The following is a 22,838-nucleotide window of genomic DNA, read 5'->3' as shown; positions in this document are numbered from 1 at the left end:
CGCGCCGCACACGGAGATCCGCCATGTCCGACCTATTGACCGTTCGCGACCTCGTCGTCCGGATTCCCGCGCGCAACATAACGATCCTGGACGGCATCAGTTTCTCTCTGGAGGCAGGTCAGACGCTCGGCCTTGTCGGCGAATCCGGCTGCGGCAAGAGCATCACCTGTTATGCGATCGCCAATGCGCTGCCGCGCGGCATCGTGCTCAGCGGCGGCAGCGTGGACTTCGAGCCCCGCGGATCCGGTATCTCCAGGCCGGCTATCCCGAAGATCGCGATGATCTTTCAAGACCCGACCAGCAGCCTGAATCCTGTTCATACGATCGGGTATTATCTGGAGACGGCGCTTCACCGCCATCAGGGTCTCAAGGGCAAGGATGCTCGGATGGAGGCCATGCGACTTCTGGAACGCGTCGGCATCGACCGCGCCGCAAGCCGGCTGCGGGCCTATCCGCACCAGTTTTCCGGCGGCATGAACCAGCGCGTCATGATCGCGCATGCGCTTGCGGCCAAGCCCAAGTTGCTGATTGCCGACGAGCCCACGACGGCGCTCGACGTCACCATGCAGGCCCAGATCCTGCATCTGCTGGAAGAGCTGAAGGCGGAAACCGGCATGGCACTGATGATCGTATCGCACGATCTCGGCGTCATTGCCCGGCTCGCGGACAGGGCGGCCGTGATGTATTGCGGCAAGATCGTCGAGACGGCACCCGTCGCTGAACTGCTCGAACGACCGGCGCATCCTTACGCACGCGCGCTGATCGACTGCATGCCCAGCATCGATCCGGATGATCTTGCACCGCCGGTCCCAATCCCTGGGTCTGTCCCGCTGCTCGATAGCCTTCCGGTGGGATGCCATTTCCACCCACGCTGCTTGCGTGCGAGCGGCGAATGTTCCACCCACTTTCCGGCGCCCACCACTATCGGTCTCGCCCACGAGGCCTCCTGTTACCATCCGGTGGCAGCATGAGCGCTCCTCTTCTTCAAGCTAGCGGTCTGACCAAGGCATTCCGCCACAAGACCGGCCTCTTCGCCCGGCCGACCACCCAGCTTGCGGTGGACTCGATTGGCTTTGAACTTGCGATCCGCGAGCGCCTCGGTGTCGTTGGCGAATCCGGAAGCGGCAAATCGACACTCGGACGTCTTCTGCTCGGATTGACGGAGCCCACACGGGGCGATGTTTGGTTCGAAGGCATCAACCACAAGCAGCGTCACACACGGGACTGGAAGGAGTTTCGGGCTCGCACCTCTTTGGTGCAACAGAACCCGCTCTCGGCTCTCAACCCGCAGATGACCATTGGACAGCAGGTGGCCGAGGGACTGCTGGTCCATCATATTGCCAGCCGGGCAGACGCTTATCAACGCGTTGCCGCTATGCTCGAGCGCGTCGGCCTGTCGAGCACGATGATGAGCCGCTATCCGCACCAGATGTCGGGCGGCCAGCGACAGCGTGTCGTGATTGCCCGCGCCCTGATCCTCGACCCGAAACTGGTTGTTTTCGATGAGGCGGTGTCCGCTCTCGATGTATCGGTTCAGGCCCAGGTGGTCGCGCTTTTACGGTCGCTCTGGCAGGAACTCGATCTTGCCTATGTCTTCATCACCCACGACCTGCGTATCGTCCGCCATCTCGTCGATCGCATCGCAGTCATGTATCTGGGCCGTGTCGTCGAGACTGGCGACATTCGAACCATCTATGCGTGGCCGCGCCATCCCTATACGCGGGCGCTTCTCGCATCTGTCCCGACCATGGATCCAAGGGTTCGCAATATCGAGCCGCCCATCAAGGGCGAACTGGATGCGTCGAAAGTGTTGCAGGGTTGTTCTTTCCGGTCGCGCTGTCCCTTCGCGCTCGACAGATGCGCCGTTGAAACACCCGAACTCCGGCTCATTTCGGCGCATGGCGTCAGCCAGCACACTGCCTGTCATCGTGCGGAGGAATTACCGCGATCGATCGCGCCGCAAATGGACATGATGACAGACAGGCAACCAGTCTCACAGAAGGAGACGGCGCTGTGACGGCCTTTATCCTTGCCCGTCTGGTTCGAGCCATCGCGGTGCTCATCTTCACCGTCACGCTCGTCTTTATCGTTCTGCGCCTGAGCGGAGATCCAGCCCAGCAGATGCTCGGCGACGATGTCGGTCCTGCGGCGGTTGCCGCGTTCAATGCCAAATGGGGTCTGGATCGGTCGCTTCCAGAACAATATGCCTATTATGTCGCAAACGCCGCGCGCGGTGATTTCGGCATCTCCTTTGGCGATGGACGGCAGGTCTTCGACATTGTTGCGGAACGGATACCAAAGACGTTGATGCTCACGGTGCCAGCCTTGCTGCTCAGCATGCTGATCGGCATTCCCGCCGGCATTCTGGCCGCGATCCGGCGCGAATCCGCGCTCGACAAGGGTGTCATGGCAGGTGCCGTCCTGGGCTATAGCGTTCCCAACTTTCTGCTTGGCCTTGTCTTCATCTTTGTCTTTGCCGTCTGGCTGCGTGTGCTGCCAAGTTCGGGCAGTTCGACATTAAACCATTCGATCCTGCCGATCGCGACCTTTGCATTGTTCAACGCTGCGGCCGTTGCGCGTTTCATGCGCTCGACGCTGCTCGACGTGCTGGGGCAGCCCTATATCGCGGCTGCGCGTGCCGACGGGGCGCCTGACTGGGAGATTATCTTGTGGCACGCGCTGCCGAATGCGGCGATCCCCATGGTCACCACGCTGGGCTTTATCGCGGGTGGCATGATGGGAGGGGCGGCACTGATCGAACCCGTCTTTGCATGGCCAGGACTCGGCATCGGCTTTGTAAGGGCCACGGCCACCGGCGATCTGCCGGTAGTCCAGGCGATGATCATTCTGTTCACGGTCTTCATGGTGTCGATCAATCTGACTGTTGACATTCTCTATGGCCTGCTCAACCCCAAGATCAGGAAGCCGTGACATGCGATCATCGACCACAGCGACGCCCGCAGCGCGTGGAATGAAAACTCCGTTTCGGGGGATGCCGGCCAGCATCGGTGTTTGCTGCGTTTGGATAGCGCTTGTAGTCGTCGTTGCGCTGACGGCGCAATGGATCGCTCCGCATGATCCGCTGAACCAGAACCCGCTCGTCCGCCTGATGCGGCCGCTCGTCTCGGTGGCCTTTCCCTTCGGAACCGATTATCTGGGACGCGACATCCTCAGCAATCTCCTGGTTGCTACGCAGATGACCCTTATGATCGCGCTGGTAGGCTCGATCATCTGCGCCCTTGTCGGCACCAGTCTCGGGCTCGCGGCCGCGCATTTCGGCGGCTTTGTCGACAATCTCATCATGGGGTTTGCCGATGCCATGGCCTCGATACCCTTCACCGTCATCGCACTCGGGGTGCTTGCTCTCTTCGGCTCAAGCCCGTTGCTCTTTGTCTTTCTCGTCGGATTTGCCAGCTGGGAGCGCTATGCGCGATTGACGCGTGGCCTGGTGATCAGCGCCAGGGAAGAGGGCTATGCGGAAGCGGCCCGCATTGTCGGCGTGCCGTCGATGCGCATCTACCTTCGTCATATGCTGCCAAACATCGCCGGCCCGCTGATCGTGCAGTTCACCGTCAACTTCCCGGAAATCATCCTGCTGGAAAGCGGCCTGAGTTTTCTTGGGCTCGGCATTCAGCCGCCGGAAACGAGCCTTGGATTGATGGTGGCCGACGGTCGAAACTATCTGGCGGTCGCCTGGTGGCTCGCCGCCTTTCCCGGCACGGTCATCGTCCTAACGACCCTCTCCATCAGTCTGCTCGGCGACTACCTGCGCGATCGTCTCGATGCACGGCTGCGCTAAACAAAAGGAAGATAAGATGAATCCGCTCAGAATGACCATTGAGACGATGCTCCTTGGCGGCCATCGCGGACATAGCGCCGGAGCGCCGGAAAACACACTTGCCGCGTTTCGAAAGGCTTTCGAATATGCCGGCCCTCTTGTCACTTGCGAGACCGATCTCAGCATCACCAGCGATGGCGAACTGGTGCTGATGCACGACAAGACGGTCGATCGGACCACCAACGGCCGTGGCATCATCCAGAAGATGACTTATTCGGAAGTCTCCAGGCTGGACGCCGGAAGCTGGTTCGGCGCGGAATTTGCCGGAGAACAGGTTCCGCGTCTCAGAGATGCGCTGCAGCTCGCCCGCGAACTCGGTATCATCTATCAGCTCGAACTGAAGATCTACGACCGAAATGACGTCTTGTTTCCGAAGCTGAAGACTCTGATCGATGAATTGGCCTGCGCAGACCTTCTGCAGTTTTCCTCGTTCGACTACGTTCAGCTGAAAGCGGTGAAAAAGGCAATCCCTGATGTGCCGACCGTCGGTCTGATGCATTCCCGACTGATCGATCCCGCCGCGATTGCCCGTCAGGCCAATCTCGATGCGATGAACATCGAGATGTATCATTTCGCCAGCGGCGAGGCACACCAACTCCACGAAGAGGGTTTTGCCGTCTTCACCTACCTGCCGGCTCAGTATCACGAAAAGCTGATGCAGTACGGCACCGATATTGAAGCCCAGATCGTCAAATGGGTTCGCGAAGGCCAGCTGGATCAGCTTCTCGGCGACGACGTGGCGCAGGTGACAAGGCTGAGGGATATGGCCCGTGGCTGACATGCATGCTTCTACCTCGGCCACCAGTGCGGTCGAGGCTGTTGTCGAAGACATTGCGAGGGAAGCCGGAAGATTGGCCCTGACCTATTTTCAGTCTCTGGCGAGCCTTCCGGTCGAAAAGAAGGGTCACCTCGATCTTGTGACCGAGGCCGATAGGCAGGTTGAGACCCTCCTGATAGCGAGCCTGCAGAAAGCCTTTCCCGATGACGGCGTCTTCGGCGAAGAGGGCGGAGAGATCGCGGGAACCTCGGGCCGCATCTGGGTTGTCGATCCGATCGATGGGACGTTCAACTTCGTTCGGGGCAACCAGAACTGGGCAGTTTCCATCGGTCTTTACGCAAGCCGTCGGCCGGTCTTTGGGGTCATCCACGCACCTGCCCGGGACCTGACCTTCGTCGGAGGCAGGTCGGTGCCGACAAGACTCAACGGCAAGCCAATCAAGCCGCTTCCCGTCCTCGACATGTCACGGGCCGTAACGGGGTTGAGCTTCCATCCCTCGGTATCGACGGCTGACAGACTTGAGGTCATACGCTGTCTCTCTGACGACCTTGGCATCAGCTTTCGCGTCGGAGGGGCGGCGACGATTTCCCTGGTCGAGGTGGCGATGGGCGAAACGGACGGCTATCTGTCGCTTGGGGATTCGACTTGGGATGTGATGGCTGCGCTGCCGATACTCGACAACCTCGGTGCCTCCCATACGATCGACTGGGGCAAGATTGACCTGTCATCGAAGCTTCGCTTCGCATGTGGCAGCCCTGAGTTCTTAAACAAGCTTCGCCCACTGCTCGAGCGCATTCCGCTGCCAGCATAATCGCCTGAGCTATGGAACAAGGAAGCTGAGGCGTGCTATACCATTTTCACCTAACCCGGAGGGCTGCGGTAAGGGCGGATGCTGCGATCGCAATTCAGCCATTCGAGGTTGAGATATGATCGGCGTCGGCTAAAGGACTGCGCTTTTGAGCTCCCAATATCCTCCATGCGTGGTTTGGTGACCGTCGATTGGCTGCGGCTTTCAATCTCGCGTTCATCCTTTGTCAGGAGAGAGCGCATGGTTTCGATGCGTCCACGAATGGCGATGGCGTCGGCGATTTTGCTCTGTTCTGCGTCTGTAGGCTCGCACTTTGCGTCTACCCACGTTCTTCCGATCATTATTTATCGCCCATGGTGAAACCTGACGATGATCCTACTTTTGTGAAATAGATTTCCGCCCCGGGCCGTTGCCAGTATGCGGTATCAGATATCTCGTTGTGATCTTCATTTTCAGGCTTGCCGAGTTCAACCTTTAGGTCGGCGAGCAGGCTGTCATTGTTGGTCAAACTGTAGCTGCATGCCCGGCCCGGATTTACCCCTGTCGCGACCCAGAATGATAAACGGCTCCCGGCCTCTTCATCCGACCATCCAACGACGTCGACCGTCACCTTGTTATAGCTCTCGTAAGATGATTTCCAATTCTTGTCTTCCGGCATCCGGGGCCATCCGAGCTGGTCTCCCTTTTGCCTTGCCTCCTCGACACTTGTGGATCGACAAACGGCAAGAGCTTGTGCGACCGTAATGCTATTTGCGAGAGATACGCTGACCGGACCAAGGCAAACAATTGCCGCGGCAATCAGCAATGGCGCAAAGCGATGTTGGCTGAAGTCTGAAACGTTCAATAGCGGCTCTCCGCAAACTCATTGGATCATCCAAATAGGATGGCGCGTGGCGGCTTCTTTTCAAGTCAATGGAGGTCTGAGCTTGAAAAGCCGAAAACCCACATCCGAAGCCCGTTCTGGCAATTGACCCAATATCAGCAAGGGTGGTGATAATCGGTTTTTCAAGCTGATCTTAGCCGTCAACGCGCAATCGGATTTCGCAAGACCTGTGGATTGGTGGTTTCCATGTGCTATAACAAATCATCGATCCGTGTATCGGTTGGGACCTGCGGCTGTTCAAATCAGCGTCGGCATGTAACAATGGCGTATGAAGCACGGTGATCTCCACTATATCTTGCAGACGCTTTACGATGCCGGAGGCCGGGACGTGAATGCGAAGGATTTGCCTTGGTCGACAGGGATGACGCCTGCGATCCTGCAAGCATTGAACATGCTCTATATGACGCGCTCGGAGCGGGGAGAGGATAAGCTGTTTTCGCTGACGAGGTCAGGCTATGGAGCTATAGGGCAGGAGCCGCCGGTTCTATTTCCATTTTTGCGAAAATTATTTCGATAGTGCGATTTATACTATCGAATGTCGCGTTTAACTGGGATCAATATCAACGATAACATCCATGCGCAAAACACGGGCCGCCATTTTTAATGACTCTCTGTCTTAAATCTCGGCATCCTGGTGTTCGAATTGCCAGGTCAGCACTTGTGATCCGTGGCGCAGCGTCATGATGGCCGGGTTTGCTGTTGCCTCGTCGGGAGCGCCGATCAGCAGCGGCCAGCGGCGCAGGAAGCGGATGAGCATGCCTTCGCCGCAATCGTTGACGGACAGGATGATGTCACCGACATATTTCTCTTTCGGCTCATCACCAAAGATTGCGGCAAGAGAAGCCGTCAGCCGATAGTGATTGGAGAAAGTTATATGCATGTAGTGTGCGCAGAAGGCCAATTCCTTGATTGAACTTCCAACGATGTCTCTCGGTTTTATCATGGTCGCGCCGTCTGCAACGTTTATTTCATTTGATATGCGAGTGGGATGCTCAATTCGTAGCAAATACGGTATGGTGAATTTCGCGCAGGATGTATCCGCAGCAATCGACATCAAATTTGATGTTGTCATGCCGTCGTAATACGTTGCACCTGCTGCCTGATCCCGGTATTGCTTTGATTCAGTCCCCACGATTTGACTCGTAATCTAGAATGCAGAAAAAATACACTGAATTACTAGGGGTTTTTTGACCAATATTGGGTTGATTCGTGCTTAATGCAATTTCATTGCGATGAACTTCATGTCTCCATGCGCAACGCTTTCCGGCCTTGAACGTTTCAGATCCAGGTTGGAAAAGCGACTGCATAGTTCCTTAAGTCGGAGTCGCTTTAGGAGAAAATTATGCAGAAAATTTAAAGTGTTACTGTGTCCTTTGTGCGTTTTATGAAACGCACGGCGCTGTAAGGGCTTTGCGGGGCTTGATCCATTGCAGGCAGAGATTTTAGAGGCTCTTGCCCGACATGGCTTGAAAGCTGCGTTGCCGCCGATTAAACACGCTATAGCAAATGGTGTGATCCCTTTGGGGATGGCGCCCTTGGCAGTGGCAGCTCTCAGGTTCTACGGCGTTGTTTTCGGTCATCGGAGACGCGGCGAGCGGTGATATGGAGCCGCTTCGGAACATGTCGGGGCGGCGGCTTTGGATTGTTTGCCAGCGGTGTCCCGCGGCAGACGCAACCGGTGTAAAATGGGCAACGATATGATCGATTTTGAAGCAGCGCGGGCGAAAATGGTGGACGGCCAAATTCGAACGACGGATGTAACCTCTCATTCCGTGCTTTCGGCTTTTCTGTCCGTACCACGGGAAGCCTTTGTGCCGGACAATCTGAAAGCCCTGGCTTATATCGATGAGGATATTCAGGTCGCTCCTGGCCGCTATCTGATGGATCCGTCGCCGCTTGCCAAGCTTTTGCAGCTGGCTGAAATTGGCCGCAGCGAACTGGTCCTGGAAATCGGAGCGGGCACCGGTTATGTCTCGGCTTTGCTCGGACGGCTGGCCGGTGCGGTTTTCGCCGTTGAAAGCGATGATCAACTGGCCAGTGCTGCAAAGTCCAATCTTGAAAAGCTGGGCGCTGCGAATGTCACGGTCGTTCAATGTCCGCTGGAGGCTGGCTATGCCAAAGAAGCTCCTTACGATCTGATTTTCCTGAGTGGGTCGGTCGAGGAAGTGCCTCCGGCACTGTTCGATCAATTGCGTGACGGTGGCCGTTTGATTGGAGTGGTCGGTAGCGGCCGTGCCGTCCGTGCCCATGTCTTCGTCAAGGCCGGTGGTTCGGTTTCGACAAGCTCGCTTTTCAATGCTTCGATCAAGCCGCTTCCCGGTTTTGAAAAAGCGCGCGAATTCGTATTCTGATCATCGCGGCAGAAGGTTTGCGAACGGTCATTGTGAATGATCGTTCGTATCCATTTTGAATATCTCAGTTCATGAAGCATTTGAGATATTCAAAATGTCTTCAAGGCGAGGATGTGGTTCACACCTTCGAGCCTTGGTCATTATTGGCATGGCTTCTGTCATTGCCCCGGACCGGTCCTGCATCCATCCTCGTAAAATGGTTGTGTTTTTTATTTATATCCATTTTGGTTGTGGATGACCGGGTGGCTGTTTCTTGTTTTAAAGTTATTTTCGTTCAATTCTTAACATCATTGATTTTTTGGGCGGCATGAAATGCAAGCTGTCAGGCTCTTGTCAAACTCCTGTAAACCTGCGGGCTCAGCCTATGAATTCTCCTAGGATGATTTGTGGTCAGCTTCACGCAATCTAGGCCCTTAGAATAAGGGCTGTCGTCGTTTGATGGTGAGTCTGTCGTCATCTTGTCAGCAGTGCCGGGAATGGGTGAGGCCCGTTTCCAATGTTGGTGACAAGTTGGAGAGAATCGGCTTCACATGAGAATGATAGTAAAACATTCAGGCGGTCCTTCGGGGCCGGCCCCTCCATGATGGATAGGGCCTTGGCTTAATTAAAGTTGGGAGATGTATCCTTGTCGAGCCTTCGTAACGTGGCGTATGCCGCAGCATTTCTTCCGCTGTTTTTTCAACCTGCCGTGCTGCATGCCGAAACCATCTTCGGCGCCATGGAGAAGGCTTATAAGAACAATCCTGATCTGAACTCGGTGCGTGCCGCTCTGAGGGCAACGGATGAGAGCGTGACGATTGCCAAGGCCGGCTACAGGCCGCAACTGGGCTTTTCCGTCTCCGGCACTCAGTCTTCCTTTGCCAATTTCAATGGCACCGCGGTCGGCAATATCCCAGCGGATAAATATTCGGCGGATTATTATAAATCCGACGTGCAGGTGACATTGACCCAGCAGATTTTCGATGGATTCCAGACGCTGAACAATGTGCGCTCCTCGGAAGCGGGCGTGCTTTCCAATCGGGAAAGTATGAAGGCGGATGAAATCCAGATCCTGCTCGGCGCAGCCCAGGCCTACGCCGATGTGGCGCGGGACCAGCAGATTGTCAGTATCCGCCGCCAGAACCTGAACTTCCTCAAGGAACAGCTGAAAGCCGCCAATGCGCGGCTGGAGGTGGGCGAAGGCACCAAAACCGATGTCAGCCAGGCAGAAGCGCAGCTGGCGGGTGCCGACAGTCTGCTGGCCTCCGCAATCGCCCAGTTGAGACAGAGCGAAGCATCCTATATGCAGGTGGTCGGCGAGATGCCGAAGGATGTGCGTCAGCCTGTGCGCGCCACCAAGGCGATGCCGACCAATCTCGACAAGGCCGTTGCTTTGGGAATCAGAGAGCATCCCAGCGTGCTTGCCGCGCTGCATGCGGTAACCTCGGCGCAATACCAGGTGAAATCGGCTGAAGGCAGCCTGCTTCCAGGCGTCAGCATTCAGGGCAGCCTTGATCGGCACAATACGGATAATCCCAGCGAGTCGACCGACCGCGATTATTCCGCGGCCTCGATTACAGCGCAGCTGAAAATTCCGCTCTACCAGGGCGGTTCGGAATATGGTCAGATCCGCAAAGCCAAGGAAACCGTTGGTGCGCAGGAACTGAAAGTCGATTACGCCCGATTGAGCGTGCGAAAGCAGATCATGACCGCTTTTGCCCAGATGCAAGCCGCAACGGCGGCCATCACCTCGGGCCGCAAGCAGGTTGCTGCTGCAAAGCTCGCCTTGCAAGGCGTTATCGAGGAACGCAATGTCGGCCAGAAAATCACCCTTGACGTTTTGAACTCGCAGCAGACCGCGCTCGACGCGCAGGAAAGCCTGGTGAACGCGCAGCGCAATGAAGTGGTGGCGAGTTACTCGTTGCTGGCGGCAACCGGCACCTTGACGGTCAGGAGCCAGGGATTGCAGGTGGCGGAGTATAATGCAGAAGAGCATTACGATGCCGTCAAGGACCAGTGGTTTGGATTGCGGGCTGCCAACGGCAAGTAAACCAATGGGTCATTGAGAAGGGCAGTTGGTATTCCCTTTGCAAATATCTCAAGCGTCGGATGCATTTGAGATATTTGCAAAGCGTTCAAGGCGGGGATGCGTCAGCATGTTCTCGCCTTGGTATTATGCCCTTCATCCCGGATAATTCGGCCCGGCTGGCGAAACAATCCTCGATTGAACTCATAAAACTGTGTATTTTGGGCTTTAAGCTTTTGAAGGCGATTTCCTCGAGCAAAGGGGTATCCTAAGGTCAAGCGAATCACATGGCAAAAGCCGATGGGGTTTGAAGCCAAATGGGGAATGTAATGGCCCAGCCGAATGTATCGCGTGAACCGTCCATGGAAGAGATCCTGGCCTCCATTCGCCGGATTATCGAAAGCAATGAGCCGGCACCCGCCCGGTCTTTCGATGATGCCTATGGTTATGACAGTGAAGTGGACGAACTGGATATTGCAGGCAATGCGTTTTCCGTTGAGGCTGTGCCCATGGATTTGCCGGTTGCGGCCAACCAGCCAGGTCCGGTTCAGCTAGCGGCATCTGCTACAAACCGTTTCTCTGAGGGGGCAGTCGATCACGGTGCTGGCGGACAGCAGATAGCAGATGGCGCAAGAGCAGATAGTCCAAGACATGCTGCAAAGCCGGTCTCGCTTGCCGATCTTGCGGCGCGGGTGCGCGCCACGTCCGATCGGCGCGAAGAGCCTGGCGTTTCCGAGTTTCCTTCTGAATTTCCCTCCGCTTTTTCCAAGCAAGAGCCACAGTCTCGCGATGGTCGTGGGGCCTCTTCCTACATGTCTGACACTATTGGTGGTTTTCGCGAGATTACTACGGAGCAAGCGGCGCCTCTGGGGCAGATCCGGCCGATGGCACAGGCGCGAATCGCCGAACCGGAAGCCATGAGCGCCAGCCAGCGCCATATCGAAGCTCTATTGCAGTCGGAACCTGTGGCCCAGGCTGCGGTCGCCCCTCAGGAGCAGGCCGAAGAGGCAGATACGCAAGGCGATACTCGACAAGGCGCGCTTTTGTCCATGCAGGCCGGTGCGCAGGTGGCCAAGTCCTTTGAGGAACTGGCAGCTGTCGTCGATGGTCAGCAGCGCAGGTCGCTGGATGAAATCGCCCAGGATATGTTGCGGCCAATGTTGCAGGACTGGCTTGACGACAATCTGCCGACGCTGGTTGAGCGTCTGGTGCGCGAAGAAATCGAACGAATTGCACGTGGTCCGCGCCGCTAAGAGGACCGTGCCGCAGGTTGTTGTTGGCAAGCGTGCGTTCGAAAACATCGAACTGGAACAATCAGAAGCCGCCTTGTGAATGGGCGGCTTTTTGCTTTCCTTTCTTGACACTGCGCGACCTGTCCGCTTTACCACGTGGTTGACGAAAACAATGAAATCCAACGTCCATCCGCGTTCCCGTGAACCGGTAGGGCCTTAATGTCTGGTCAGAACATGCTCGATAAGACCTATGATTCCGCAAGCGTAGAACCGAAAATCGCCAAGGCCTGGGATGAGGCGGAGGCATTCCGCGCCGGTGTCAATGCCAAACCGGGTGCGGAAAGCTTCACCATCGTCATCCCGCCGCCGAACGTGACCGGGTCGCTGCATATGGGCCACGCGCTCAACAATACATTGCAGGACATCATGATCCGCTTCGAGCGCATGCGCGGCAAGGATGTGCTGTGGCAGCCGGGTATGGACCATGCCGGCATTGCCACGCAGATGGTTGTCGAGCGGCAGTTGATGGAAAAGCAGCTTCCGGGCCGCCGCGAGATGGGCCGCGATGCCTTTATCGACAAGGTCTGGGAGTGGAAGGACGAATCGGGCGGGTTGATCTTCAACCAGCTGAAGCGGCTTGGCGCATCCTGCGATTGGTCGCGCGAGCGCTTCACCATGGACGAGGGCCTGTCCGAGGCGGTTCTGGAAGTCTTTGTCACACTCTACAAGCAGGGCCTGATTTACAAGGACAAGCGCCTCGTCAATTGGGACCCTAAGCTGTTGACGGCGATTTCCGATCTGGAAGTCGAACAGCATGAGGTCAATGGCAATCTCTGGCACCTCCGCTATCCGCTGGAAGAGGGCGTGACCTACCAGCACCCCGTGGCCTTCGATGAAGACGGCAAGGCGACGGAATGGGAGACCCGCGACTATCTGGTGGTCGCCACGACGCGTCCGGAAACCATGCTGGGCGATACCGGCATTGCCGTTCATCCCGATGACGAGCGCTATCAGTCGATCATTGGCAAGCATGTGATCCTGCCGATCGTTGGCCGCAGAATTCCTATTGTCGGTGACGAATATCCCGATCCGACGGCCGGTACGGGTGCTGTAAAAATGACACCCGCCCATGACTTCAACGACTTTGATGTTGGCAAGCGCGCGGGCCTGAGGATGATCAACATCCTCAATATCGATGCGACCGTGACCATTGTCGAAAATGACGATTTCTTGGAGGGACTGACCCCAAGCCGTGAACAGCAGATGGTTTGGGCCGAGCTTGAAGGCCAGGAGCGGTTCTTCGTCCGCAAGAAGATCGTCGAGATCTTCGAGGCGGAAGGGCTGCTTGATAAGATCGAGCCGCATAAACACACAGTGCCGCATGGCGACCGAGGCGGCGTGCCAATCGAACCGCGCCTGACCGAGCAATGGTATGTGGACGCCAAGACGCTGGCCAAGCCCGCCATCGACAGCGTGCGCGAGGGCCGTACCAAATTCGTGCCGAAGAACTGGGACAAGACCTATTACGAATGGATGGAGAATATCCAGCCATGGTGCGTGTCTCGTCAGCTCTGGTGGGGACACCAGATTCCGGCCTGGTATGGTCCGGATGGTCAGGTCTTCGTCGAAAAGGACGAGGAAACGGCGCTTCACGCCGCCATTCAACATTATCTGTCGCATGAAGGGCCGATGAAGGCTTTCGTGGAAGACAAGATCGAAAACTTTAAACCGGGCGAAATCCTCACCCGCGATGAAGACGTGCTCGATACCTGGTTTTCCTCGGCGCTCTGGCCGTTCTCGACGCTTGGCTGGCCGGAAAAAACACCGGAAGTGGCGCGCTATTATCCGACCAATGTGCTCGTCACCGGCTTTGACATCATCTTCTTCTGGGTTGCCCGGATGATGATGATGAGCCTGCATTTCATGAAGGATGAAGCGGGCAATCCCGTCGAACCATTTGAAACCGTTTATGTCCACGCGCTGGTGCGTGACAAGAACGGTCAGAAAATGTCGAAATCCAAGGGCAATGTCATCAATCCGCTGGAGCTGATCGATGAATATGGCGCCGATGCGCTGCGCTTCACGCTGACCATCATGGCCGCCCAGGGCCGCGATGTGAAGCTCGATACGGCACGCGTTGCCGGCTATCGCAATTTCGGCACCAAGCTGTGGAACGCCACCCGCTTTGCCGGGATGAACGGTGTGAAGTCCGATCCATCCTTCCTGCCGGAAGCGGCGACTCTGGCCATCAACCGCTGGATTTTGACGGAACTGACGCGGGCTGAACGCGAGGTCACGGAGGCCATCGCGCATTTCCGGTTCAATGATGCGGCCAGCGCGCTTTATCGCTTTGTCTGGAACCAGTTCTGCGACTGGTATCTGGAATTGCTGAAGCCGGTCTTTGCCGGTGAAGACGAGGTTGCCAAGACTGAAGCTCAGGCGTGCGCTGCCTATGTGCTGGAGCAGACCTACAAGCTGCTGCACCCCTTCATGCCGTTCATGACGGAAGAATTGTGGGCGCATACCGCAGGTGAGGGTGTCGAGCGCGACACGTTGCTGTGCCATGCCGATTGGCCGGTTCTGACCTTCAACGATGAGCAGGCGGCGGCCGATATCAACTGGCTGGTGGATCTGGTCAGCGGCATTCGCTCGGCCCGCGCGGAAATGAATGTGCCGCCTTCCGCCGTCGCACCGCTCACAGTCGTTGGCGCTAACGGCGTTACCCGCTCCAGGCTGGAGCACCATGAAGCCGCCATCAAGCGTCTGGCGCGGGTGGGTGAGATCAGCCATGCCCCAGAAGCGCCGAAGGGTTCGGCTCAGGTGATCGTCGGCGAGGCCACGGCCTGCCTGCCGCTCGGCAGCCTGATCGATCTTGGTGCTGAGCGAGCCCGGCTAGAGAAGTCCATTGGCAAGGTTGACCAGGATATTGAGAAGGGGCGCAAGAAGCTCGGCAACGAGAAGTTTGTCGCCAATGCCGATCCGGAAGTCGTCGCCGCTGAGCGTCAGCGGCTTGCCGAACTGGAAGAGCAGCGCGGCGTGCTGGCCGTGGCCCTGCAGCGGGTCAACGAGGCCGGTTGACCTCTTGGAGTTTGTCTTGGGAAACGTGGGTTTCACGTTTCCCAGCAAAACAAACGATAATAGGAAAAATGAAAACCTGTCTGGTTCAATCAAAACCAGACAGGTTTTCTGTGGCCGTGTGTGATCTAAAACCCACGAGGGATGCCGTAGCCATCCGAAATCACTTCCATTGTGATTGTACCCGAAGGTGGAAACGCCCTCGGTTTTTTGATCGTGAAACAGCTTACGCCAGTGACTTAATCGTCCAGCGGAATGCTGCTTTTGCGCTGCAAAAAATGGCGTTGGAAAATCAAGAATAACGAATAAGGACTGCGTTGCAGTTTCGCAACGGTTGCGAAGAAATGTAAAATATTATTCCGCAAACTCGGGGATAATCCTAGTTTGACGCAAAAGGTTCCTTTCAATTTGTCAATTTTACGGCGTTAATAAGACCTTACGTAAAACGATCCATTCATATGGTGCGCTGCAATCGTGTTTCGTGAAGTTGTCATTTAGTTTTAATAGGTTAGGCTTCATTCAACAAAATTCCTATGTGTGGAGGGGACATGTCAAAAAAACAAATTACGCTGAGCGTTTTGGCTTTGGTCGCGACGGCGCTTTCCAGCACCGCGGCTCTGGCGGGCGGCTTTTCCCGAGGTGAGGCCGATACCGACATTCTTTACGAGGATGGGAAAGTCAAGGCTCGCGCTGGCGCTGTCTTCGTCTCGCCAGAGCGTAAATATGACACGGTGGGCGGATCGAAATCATCTGACGGTAGTTTTAGTGACAGTTACTGGGATTCCCAGTGTTGCCGCCAAGGTCCAGATTTCCGATGCAGTGGGCTGTGCCTTTACCTATACCCAGCCCTTCGGCGCATCCTCTACCTATGGAACGGATACACGTCGTGCTGACCAGTTGGCCGGGGCTGCTTCAGGCAATTTCAACTATTACACCAAGAAGCATTTCATCACCAATGAATATGGCGGCACGTGCGCCGTGCGTTTCGATGTTGGTCCTGGCAAGCTCTATGTGTTGGGTGGCGGTTTCTTCCAGGATTTCGATTACACGGCCGATTCCTATTATGGAACGCTGCACCTGAAGGATAATTCGTCTGTCGGATATCGCTTGGGTGTGGGCTATGACATTCCCGAATATGCGATGCGTGCCCAGCTGATGTATCGTTCGCAGATCAAGGAAGAGGCCGATGGTGACTTCACGCCGCGTGCCCTGTCGGCGCTACTGGGCACTGGTGCCGTTTCTGCCGATGGTTATGGCACCTTGCCTCAATCACTCAAGCTAAGCTTGCAAAGCGGTATCGCACCCGGTTGGCTTGCCTACGGCTCTGTCAAGTGGACGGACTGGAGCGTTTTGCAAACGCTTAACTACAATATTACTGGCCTCGGCGCCCAGAGGGACGATTTTTTCTGGAAAGATGGCTGGACCATCCAGGCGGGCATTGGCCACAAGTTTAATGATCGCGTTTCCGGTACCGTCAATATCACCTGGGACAAGGGTGTAGGCAATGGCGCCGATATCATGACCGATACCTGGACGTTGGGTGTGGGAACCGAGATCAAGCTTGGCCCAGGCGATCTGCGTGTTGGGGCAGGGGTCAGCTACCTCACCGCCGGGAGCCAAAGCTATTCCAAGGGGGCATCCTATGATGCGACCGCTAATGGAGACTGGGCCTATGCCTTCGGTAGCTCCTACCAGATCAAGTTCTGATATCAGTTCATGACTCTATGAAATGGCACGGTTGCTCTTAAATGAGCGATCGTGCCATTTGCCTAATGGAGCTACGACGAAGCCGACCCAGGCTTTTCAGCATGTCTTACCCCTTGTCCCCTCGTTATGCCGGACGTCGCCCTTGAGAGCTTCGTAGCGATCGTGAACATGTGTCCGCTAAATATGGCGCGCGGCCCTGTGGAGAGGGTCTCGACAGGTGGATGCGTTGCCCTGACTATAGCTGATTTTGCTGTGCTCTGGTTGTCCGTTCTGTGCTTTATTTGCAACATATTTTATATCCTCTCCATGGTAATCCTCTTAGCGCTAAAATGTCTATTTCCCGCCACAAAGAGAGCGCAGCACAAGTTCGTTGCGAAGTTCCGGGTGTGCAATCCCTGCGCTTGCTTGATCGAGAGAAGATGGGTTCGGATGAAAAACCTCGGTTTTTCAGGAGGCTCCGGCTTATTCGGCACAGCAAAAGGCGTGGAGCAGTATACCGGCCGCAGTTTCAGGTCTCAGGCCGCTTTCTCGCCCGAAAGGCATTTTATGTTGGGGAAAATAGAGAGGACGCGAAGAATAATTTACCGGATTTCAATCTGGTTGCGTTCTTTATGGGATTTGGATCTGTACCCGGCTGCGGACGTTGTTGGCTCTGGCGCTGTCGTAAATCCTTCGCTTGTGCGTAGAAGGGCCTTTGGTCGTGGAAATGTTTAAGGTTTACGGTAATCAGGGGCGGACAATCGGACAGTCTTCAGCCTTTCTGCTGCTGTCATTGGCGCTCGGTAATCTGTTTTATACGGGCTGTGCCCATGCATTCGACTTCAAGGCCGGTGTCTCCAAGGAGTCCGGTCCCTTCGATCTGTTCAAGTTCGGCTTCAACGCTCAAAAGAGCGGCAAGACGCAGGATGCCGTTGAAGCCTATCGGTATGCGGCTGAAAAAGGTCATACCGGATCGCGCTGGGCGCTGGCCAATATGTATGCCGATGGCGATGGCGTCGTCAAAAACGATTATGAAGCCTTCAAGATTTATTCCGAAATTGCCAACCAGGGTGTAGAGCCGGGCTCGGAAGACACGGTCTATTTCGTTAATGCGCTGATCTCGCTTGCCAGTTATTATCAGCAGGGCATTGCCGGCAGCCCGGTTAAGTCCGATCTGGTCCAGGCCCGTCAGCTTTATTTTCAAGCGGCGTCCGCCTTTGGTTTCCCGGAGGCCCAATTCGAACTGGCGAAAATGCTGCTAGCGGGCGAGGGCGGCAAACGCAACGTCCAGCAAGCCAAGAAATGGCTTAACCTTGCTCGGAAGAACGGCCATGCGGGCGCCATGGCGCTATTTGGCGATGTGATTTTCGAAGAAGGACAGGCAGCCCGTGGCCTCGCCTTCCTGACGGCGGCGCTTGATAAATGTGCGCCGAAGGATTGTCCGTGGATCGAGGATCTCCAGGAGCGCGCCTTCTCGCTTGCCGATGAAAAGGATCGCCGCGTTGCCGTGGCGCTCGTGCCGCAGGTGCAGGAACAGCCCTGAACGGGCTGGCCCGCTAATCCTCTTCATGCTGCGACGAAATTGAAATAACCGATCACCGGCACATGGTCGGATGGCTTTTCCCAGCTGCGCACATGCTTTTCGATCTCTGTCGAAACAAGCCGATCGGTGGCCTCCGCCGAGAGCAGAAGGTGATCGATGCGAATGCCATTGTTCTTCTGCCAGGCACCTGCCTGATAATCCCAGAACGAGTAAAGCTTCGTCGCATCCGTCGTGGCACGGACAGCATCGGTCAGGCCCAGATTTTCCAGCGCTTGGAATGCGGCGCGGGTTTGTGGCAAGAAAAGCGCATCCGTGGCCCAGACCGCCGGGTCGAAGCAATCATGCGGATGCGGAATGACATTATAGTCACCTGCCAGAATCAGCGGCTCTTCCAGCGCAAGTCGATCCGCTGCAAAGCGTTGCAGCCGCGCCATCCAGGCCAGCTTGTAGGGGTATTTCACCGGATCGTCGGAGGGATTGCCGTTGGGCAGGTAAAGCGAGCAGACCCGCAACACGCCATCGGCTACCGAAAATACGCCCTCGATAAAGCGCGCCTGTTCATCGGCCTCGTCGCCGGGCAGGCCACGATTGACCTCATCTGGCCTGATTTTTGACAGTAGTGCGACGCCGTTGAACCCCTTCTGCCCATGGGTTTCGACGTGATAGCCCAAAGCCTCGATCTCGGCGCGCGGAAAGCCTTCATCGACGGATTTGATTTCCTGGAGGCAGACGATGTCTGGCGATGAGCTTTCCAGCCATTGGCAGAGATTGGCAAGGCGGGCTTTCACGCCATTGATGTTCCAGGTGGCAATTTTCATCGGCAGGCTTTCCTTGGTTCAGGCCCCGGTTCTAACGGAAAGCCTGCCGTTTGCCACGGAGAATTATACCGAACCCACAAAAGCCTCTACATGGCAAAGCTGGTGCCACAACCGCAGCTGGCGACGGCATTGGGATTGGTGATCTGGAAGGACTGGCCCATCAGGTTATCAACAAAATCAATTTCCGACCCGGCCATATAAACCAATGATACCGGATCGATCAGCAGCGTGGCGCCATCGCGCTCAATCACCAGATCGCCGTCCTGCGGGCCTTGATCCAGGTCGAATTTATAGGAAAAGCCAGAACAGCCGCCACCTTCAACAGAGACGCGCAGAGCGTGCTTGTCATTTTCGCTGGAGACGATTTTGGCGATACGCTTGGCTGCATTTTTAGAAACTGTAACTGTCTGCGTGGTCATTTTTGCCTCCTGACGGGTTCAAGGCCCGTAGAAACCTGGGGTTTGTCTATTTTTTCCTGTCAACTTCGCGGCGAAGCAGCAAAAATTGGCAGGAAGTTAGGTCATTATAAAGAGGAAGCCGGTGCCTTGCACGGGATTTTCCTATAGGTATGAACCATAGGCGAGAGCGTCAATGGGCAGGATGAAGAGCAGGCATGACAATCGATAGAAATGCATTGGGATTCGGTGTTGGAGAACGGGCAATTTTTGCTGCCGATCCCTGGAACTCGCGTGGGCGCCTCTATCCGGAAGGCGGCAGCCTGACCCGGTCCGATTTCCAGCGCGACCGCGACCGCATTGTTCATACGACAGCTTTTCGCCGCCTCAAGCATAAGACGCAGGTTTTCATCGGCCCCGACAGCGACCATTACCGCACCCGGTTGACCCACACGATAGAGGTGGCGCAAATTGCCCGGGCGCTGGCCCGCGCCTTCCGCATCGACGAGGATCTGGCCGAAGGCGTGGCTCTGGTGCATGATTTCGGCCACACACCGTTTGGCCATACCGGCGAGGATGCGCTGCACGAATTGCTGGAACCCTATGGTGGCTTCGATCACAATGCCCAGTCGTTGCGGATCGTCACCAAGCTGGAGCGCCGCTACGCCGAATTCGATGGCCTTAACCTGACCTGGGAAACGCTGGAAGGCCTGGTCAAGCACAATGGGCCGCTGATGAATGCGGACGGCGAGGGGACGCGCGGACCGGTGCCTTTGCCGATCACAGAATATTGTCAGATGCAGGATCTCGACATTGCCAGCCATGCCAGCCTGGAAGCCCAGGCTGCCGCAGTCGCCGACGATATCGCCTATAATACCCATGACATCGATGATGGTCTGCGCTCCGGTTATCTGACGTTTGATATGCTGGAGGATGTGCCGTTTCTGGCTGGTTTGATGCGCGATGTGCGCGACCGCTATCCCAATCTAGAGGCCGACCGGTTTACGCATGAGATCATGCGCCGCCAGATCACCCGGATGGTTGAGGACGTGATTGCGGTGGCCCAGGAGCGGCTGGCGCGTATTCGCCCGATGTCGGCTGACGATATTCGCCAGGCGGGTGAAACCGTTATTACCTTTTCGGAAGGAATGGCCGAGACCGACCGGCAGATCAAGAAACTGCTGTTTTCGAAAATCTACCGCCATCCCGATATTATGCGTATTCGCGCTGGCGCGGCCCAGATCGTCACGGATTTGTTCAAGGCCTATATGGCCGATCCGACCCTGATGCGCAGCGACTATTGGGTGGAGCATACGGCAGGGCTGGAAACGCCTGCCAAAGCCCGCCATGTCGGCGATTTTCTGGCCGGGATGACCGACACCTATGCGGTGCGTGTCCACCGGCAGCTGTTTGACCATACACCCGATTTGCGCTAGGCAGCGGGCGAAACGCCGCCTGTTGGGCCGGCTTCGACCTGCATCTGTCTGGATTGATCCTCATGAACCTGTTCGCCGATTTCGAAAATCGAATCAAAACTGCGCTGGAAACCCTTGATCTTGTAAAGGAAAAGCGAAGTGAACTGTCGTTCGACCGGATCGTCGTCGAGCCGCCGCGTGATGCGAGCCATGGCGACGCCGCAACCAATGCGGCGATGGTTCTGGCCAAGCCGCTGGGCGTCAGCCCCAGGGTTCTGGCCGATCTGATCGGCGAAAAACTCAAGGAAGATGCCGATATTGCCGAGGTTTCCGTGGCCGGTCCCGGCTTCCTGAATATCCGCCTGTCGGTTGCCTATTGGCAGCGGCTGCTGGCCAATGTGATTGCTGGAGGCACGGATTTCGGCCGCTCGCAAACCGGTGCTGGCCGCAAGGTCAATGTTGAATATGTCTCGGCCAATCCGACCGGACCGATGCATGTCGGCCATTGCCGGGGAGCCGTGGTCGGCGATGCGCTGGCCAATCTGCTGGCCTTTGCCGGTTATGGCGTCACCAAGGAATATTATATAAACGATGCCGGTTCGCAGATCGACGTGCTGGCCCGTTCCGTTTTCCTGCGCTACCGCGAGGCGCTGGGTGAGGCCGTCGGCGAGATCCCGGCTGGGCTCTATCCCGGTGATTATCTGATACCGGTCGGCGAGGCGCTGGCGCAGGAATATGGCGTGCGTCTGCACAACATGCCGGAAGAGCAGTGGATGGAGATCGTCAAGGATCGCGCCATCGATGCAATGATGGTGATGATCCGTGAGGATCTCGCAGCACTCAACGTGCATCACGACCTGTTTTATTCCGAGCGGCAATTGCATGCCAATGGGGCCGCCGCGATCCGCACCGCGATCAACGACCTGACCTTCAAAGGCCATGTCTATCGCGGCACGCTGCCGCCGCCGAAGGGACAATTGCCTGAAGATTGGGAGGATCGCGAGCAGACGCTGTTTCGCTCCACCGAAGTCGGTGACGATATCGACCGTCCACTGATCAAGTCCGATGGCAGCTATACCTATTTTGCCGCCGACGTCGCTTATTTCAAGGATAAGTATGATCGCGGTTTTGACCGGATGATCTATGTTTTGGGTGCCGACCATGGTGGCTATGTGAAGCGGCTGGAGGCGGTTGCCAAGGCTGTGTCCGAGGGCAAGGCCAAGCTGACGGTGTTGCTCTGCCAGCTCGTCAAACTCTATCGCGACGGCGAGCCGGTCAAGATGTCGAAGCGGTCGGGCGATTTCGTGACGTTGCGCGATGTGGTCGAGGAAGTGGGCCGTGATTCGGTGCGCTTTATGATGCTTTACCGCAAGAGCAGCGAGCCATTGGATTTTGATTTTGCCAAAGTGACGGAGCAGTCCAAGGACAATCCGGTCTTCTACGTGCAATATGCTCATGCCCGTTGCATGTCGATCTTTAGGCAGGCGCGCGAAGCTTTCGGCGATATCGATCTTTCGCCGGATGTTCTGGAAGCTGCCGTGACCGGTATTACCGAGCCGAGCGAAGTGCAATTGATTGCCAAGCTTGCGGAATATCCGCGAATCATTGAAGCTTCGGCCCAGTCAATGGAACCGCATCGCATCGCATTTTATCTTTACGATCTGGCTAGTTCGTTCCATGCTCACTGGAATAAGGGCAAGGATCAGCCGGAATTACGATTTGTTAACGATAAAAACCGACAATCAAGTCTTGCCAGACTTGGGCTGGTGCATGCTGTCGCTTCTGTGTTGCAGTCCGGACTGGCCATTACCGGCACGGATGCTCCGCAAGAGATGCGATAGTATCGTCACCAATTCCCCACATTGCGCTGGCAAGCCGATGGTCGCGTAGCGAGTGGAAGTGTAGGGTTATGGTGCAAAAACAGGCTGCATATAGCAGGGATCCAGCAGGCAGTGCGTTTGCGGACGACGATCCGTTGGCAGAGCTGGCCCGTCTCGTCGGCTACGATGCG

Annotated in this window: 18 protein-coding genes; 14 read left to right on the top strand and 4 right to left on the bottom strand. The window is 56.3% G+C overall.

Annotated elements, in window-relative coordinates; all coding sequences use genetic code 11:
* Positions 1 to 23 precede the first annotated feature (23 nt).
* From AVI_RS10620 to AVI_RS10595, 6 genes are read left to right on the top strand one after another with little or no spacing between them, the layout of a single operon-like run.
* Positions 24 to 971: an ABC transporter ATP-binding protein gene (locus AVI_RS10620; RefSeq protein ID WP_041696726.1), complete on the top strand. Its 948-nt coding sequence runs from the start codon at positions 24 to 26 to the stop codon at positions 969 to 971.
* Positions 968 to 2,017 carry an oligopeptide/dipeptide ABC transporter ATP-binding protein gene (locus tag AVI_RS10615; RefSeq protein ID WP_015916361.1) on the top strand — a complete coding sequence of 350 codons (1,050 nt, stop codon included), beginning with the start codon at positions 968 to 970 and terminating at the stop codon, positions 2,015 to 2,017. Before AVI_RS10620 ends, AVI_RS10615 begins: the two co-directional genes overlap by 4 nt.
* The gene (locus AVI_RS10610) at positions 2,014 to 2,931 is read left to right on the top strand and encodes an ABC transporter permease (RefSeq protein ID WP_015916360.1); all 918 of its coding nucleotides are present in this window, start codon (positions 2,014 to 2,016) and stop codon (positions 2,929 to 2,931) included. Before AVI_RS10615 ends, AVI_RS10610 begins: the two co-directional genes overlap by 4 nt.
* Before the next feature lies 1 nt (position 2,932).
* The gene (locus tag AVI_RS10605; RefSeq protein WP_015916359.1) at positions 2,933 to 3,799 is read left to right on the top strand and encodes an ABC transporter permease; all 867 of its coding nucleotides are present in this window, start codon (positions 2,933 to 2,935) and stop codon (positions 3,797 to 3,799) included.
* Positions 3,800 to 3,815: 16 nt separating this feature from the next.
* A complete protein-coding gene (locus AVI_RS10600) occupies positions 3,816 to 4,616 on the top strand; it encodes a glycerophosphodiester phosphodiesterase (protein WP_015916358.1) in 801 nt (266 codons plus the stop codon).
* A gap of 1 nt (position 4,617) precedes the next feature.
* On the top strand, positions 4,618 to 5,427 hold the full coding sequence (locus AVI_RS10595; protein ID WP_049777183.1) for an inositol monophosphatase family protein: 810 nt from the start codon (positions 4,618 to 4,620) through the stop codon (positions 5,425 to 5,427).
* 337 nt (positions 5,428 to 5,764) lie between these two features.
* Here the strand turns inward: AVI_RS10595 and AVI_RS29575 are convergent, their stop codons facing one another.
* Complete coding sequence (locus AVI_RS29575) at positions 5,765 to 6,268, bottom strand: hypothetical protein (protein ID WP_015916356.1); 504 nt, start codon at positions 6,266 to 6,268, stop codon at positions 5,765 to 5,767.
* Between the two features lie 655 nt (positions 6,269 to 6,923).
* Complete coding sequence (locus tag AVI_RS30520) at positions 6,924 to 7,439, bottom strand: hypothetical protein (protein WP_015916355.1); 516 nt, start codon at positions 7,437 to 7,439, stop codon at positions 6,924 to 6,926.
* Positions 7,440 to 8,004: 565 nt separating this feature from the next.
* Here AVI_RS30520 and AVI_RS10570 point away from each other — a divergent pair.
* The 6 genes from AVI_RS10570 (at position 8,005) to exoR (ending at position 18,199) form a co-directional block, all read left to right on the top strand.
* Complete coding sequence (locus tag AVI_RS10570) at positions 8,005 to 8,658, top strand: protein-L-isoaspartate O-methyltransferase family protein (RefSeq protein WP_041698063.1); 654 nt, start codon at positions 8,005 to 8,007, stop codon at positions 8,656 to 8,658.
* A gap of 625 nt (positions 8,659 to 9,283) precedes the next feature.
* Positions 9,284 to 10,687 (top strand): TolC family outer membrane protein, encoded by a 1,404-nt coding sequence (locus AVI_RS10565; protein ID WP_322267440.1) that lies wholly within the window; start codon positions 9,284 to 9,286, stop codon positions 10,685 to 10,687.
* Positions 10,688 to 10,992: 305 nt separating this feature from the next.
* Positions 10,993 to 11,916, top strand: coding sequence for a PopZ family protein (locus tag AVI_RS10560; RefSeq protein ID WP_015916352.1), 924 nt, complete (start codon positions 10,993 to 10,995; stop codon positions 11,914 to 11,916).
* A gap of 213 nt (positions 11,917 to 12,129) precedes the next feature.
* On the top strand, positions 12,130 to 14,973 hold the full coding sequence (locus tag AVI_RS10555; protein WP_015916351.1) for a valine--tRNA ligase: 2,844 nt from the start codon (positions 12,130 to 12,132) through the stop codon (positions 14,971 to 14,973).
* Between the two features lie 762 nt (positions 14,974 to 15,735).
* Positions 15,736 to 16,677, top strand: a complete 942-nt coding sequence (locus AVI_RS10550; protein WP_244427782.1) for an outer membrane protein transport protein — start codon at positions 15,736 to 15,738, stop codon at positions 16,675 to 16,677.
* Between the two features lie 706 nt (positions 16,678 to 17,383).
* Positions 17,384 to 18,199, top strand: a complete 816-nt coding sequence (gene exoR, locus AVI_RS10540; protein ID WP_015916349.1) for an exopolysaccharide production regulator ExoR — start codon at positions 17,384 to 17,386, stop codon at positions 18,197 to 18,199.
* 23 nt (positions 18,200 to 18,222) lie between these two features.
* Here the strand turns inward: exoR and xth are convergent, their stop codons facing one another.
* Together xth and erpA are read right to left on the bottom strand one after the other, a co-directional pair.
* Complete coding sequence (gene xth, locus AVI_RS10535; protein WP_015916348.1) at positions 18,223 to 19,017, bottom strand: exodeoxyribonuclease III; 795 nt, start codon at positions 19,015 to 19,017, stop codon at positions 18,223 to 18,225.
* Positions 19,018 to 19,103: 86 nt separating this feature from the next.
* Complete coding sequence (gene erpA / locus AVI_RS10530) at positions 19,104 to 19,436, bottom strand: iron-sulfur cluster insertion protein ErpA (RefSeq protein WP_015916347.1); 333 nt, start codon at positions 19,434 to 19,436, stop codon at positions 19,104 to 19,106.
* 194 nt (positions 19,437 to 19,630) lie between these two features.
* Here erpA and AVI_RS10525 point away from each other — a divergent pair, with 194 nt between their 5' ends.
* Positions 19,631 to 20,848 carry a deoxyguanosinetriphosphate triphosphohydrolase gene (locus AVI_RS10525; RefSeq protein WP_015916346.1) on the top strand — a complete coding sequence of 406 codons (1,218 nt, stop codon included), beginning with the start codon at positions 19,631 to 19,633 and terminating at the stop codon, positions 20,846 to 20,848.
* 62 nt (positions 20,849 to 20,910) lie between these two features.
* The gene (gene argS / locus AVI_RS10520; protein ID WP_015916345.1) at positions 20,911 to 22,668 is read left to right on the top strand and encodes an arginine--tRNA ligase; all 1,758 of its coding nucleotides are present in this window, start codon (positions 20,911 to 20,913) and stop codon (positions 22,666 to 22,668) included.
* The last annotated feature ends 170 nt before the right edge of the window (positions 22,669 to 22,838 follow it).

The sequence above is a fragment of the Allorhizobium ampelinum S4 genome (assembly GCF_000016285.1).
GTDB classification, from domain to species: Bacteria; Pseudomonadota; Alphaproteobacteria; order Rhizobiales; family Rhizobiaceae; genus Allorhizobium; species Allorhizobium ampelinum.
The sequence above is the reverse complement of the archived record's forward strand: the minus strand, read 5'-3'. Positions and strand labels throughout refer to the sequence as shown.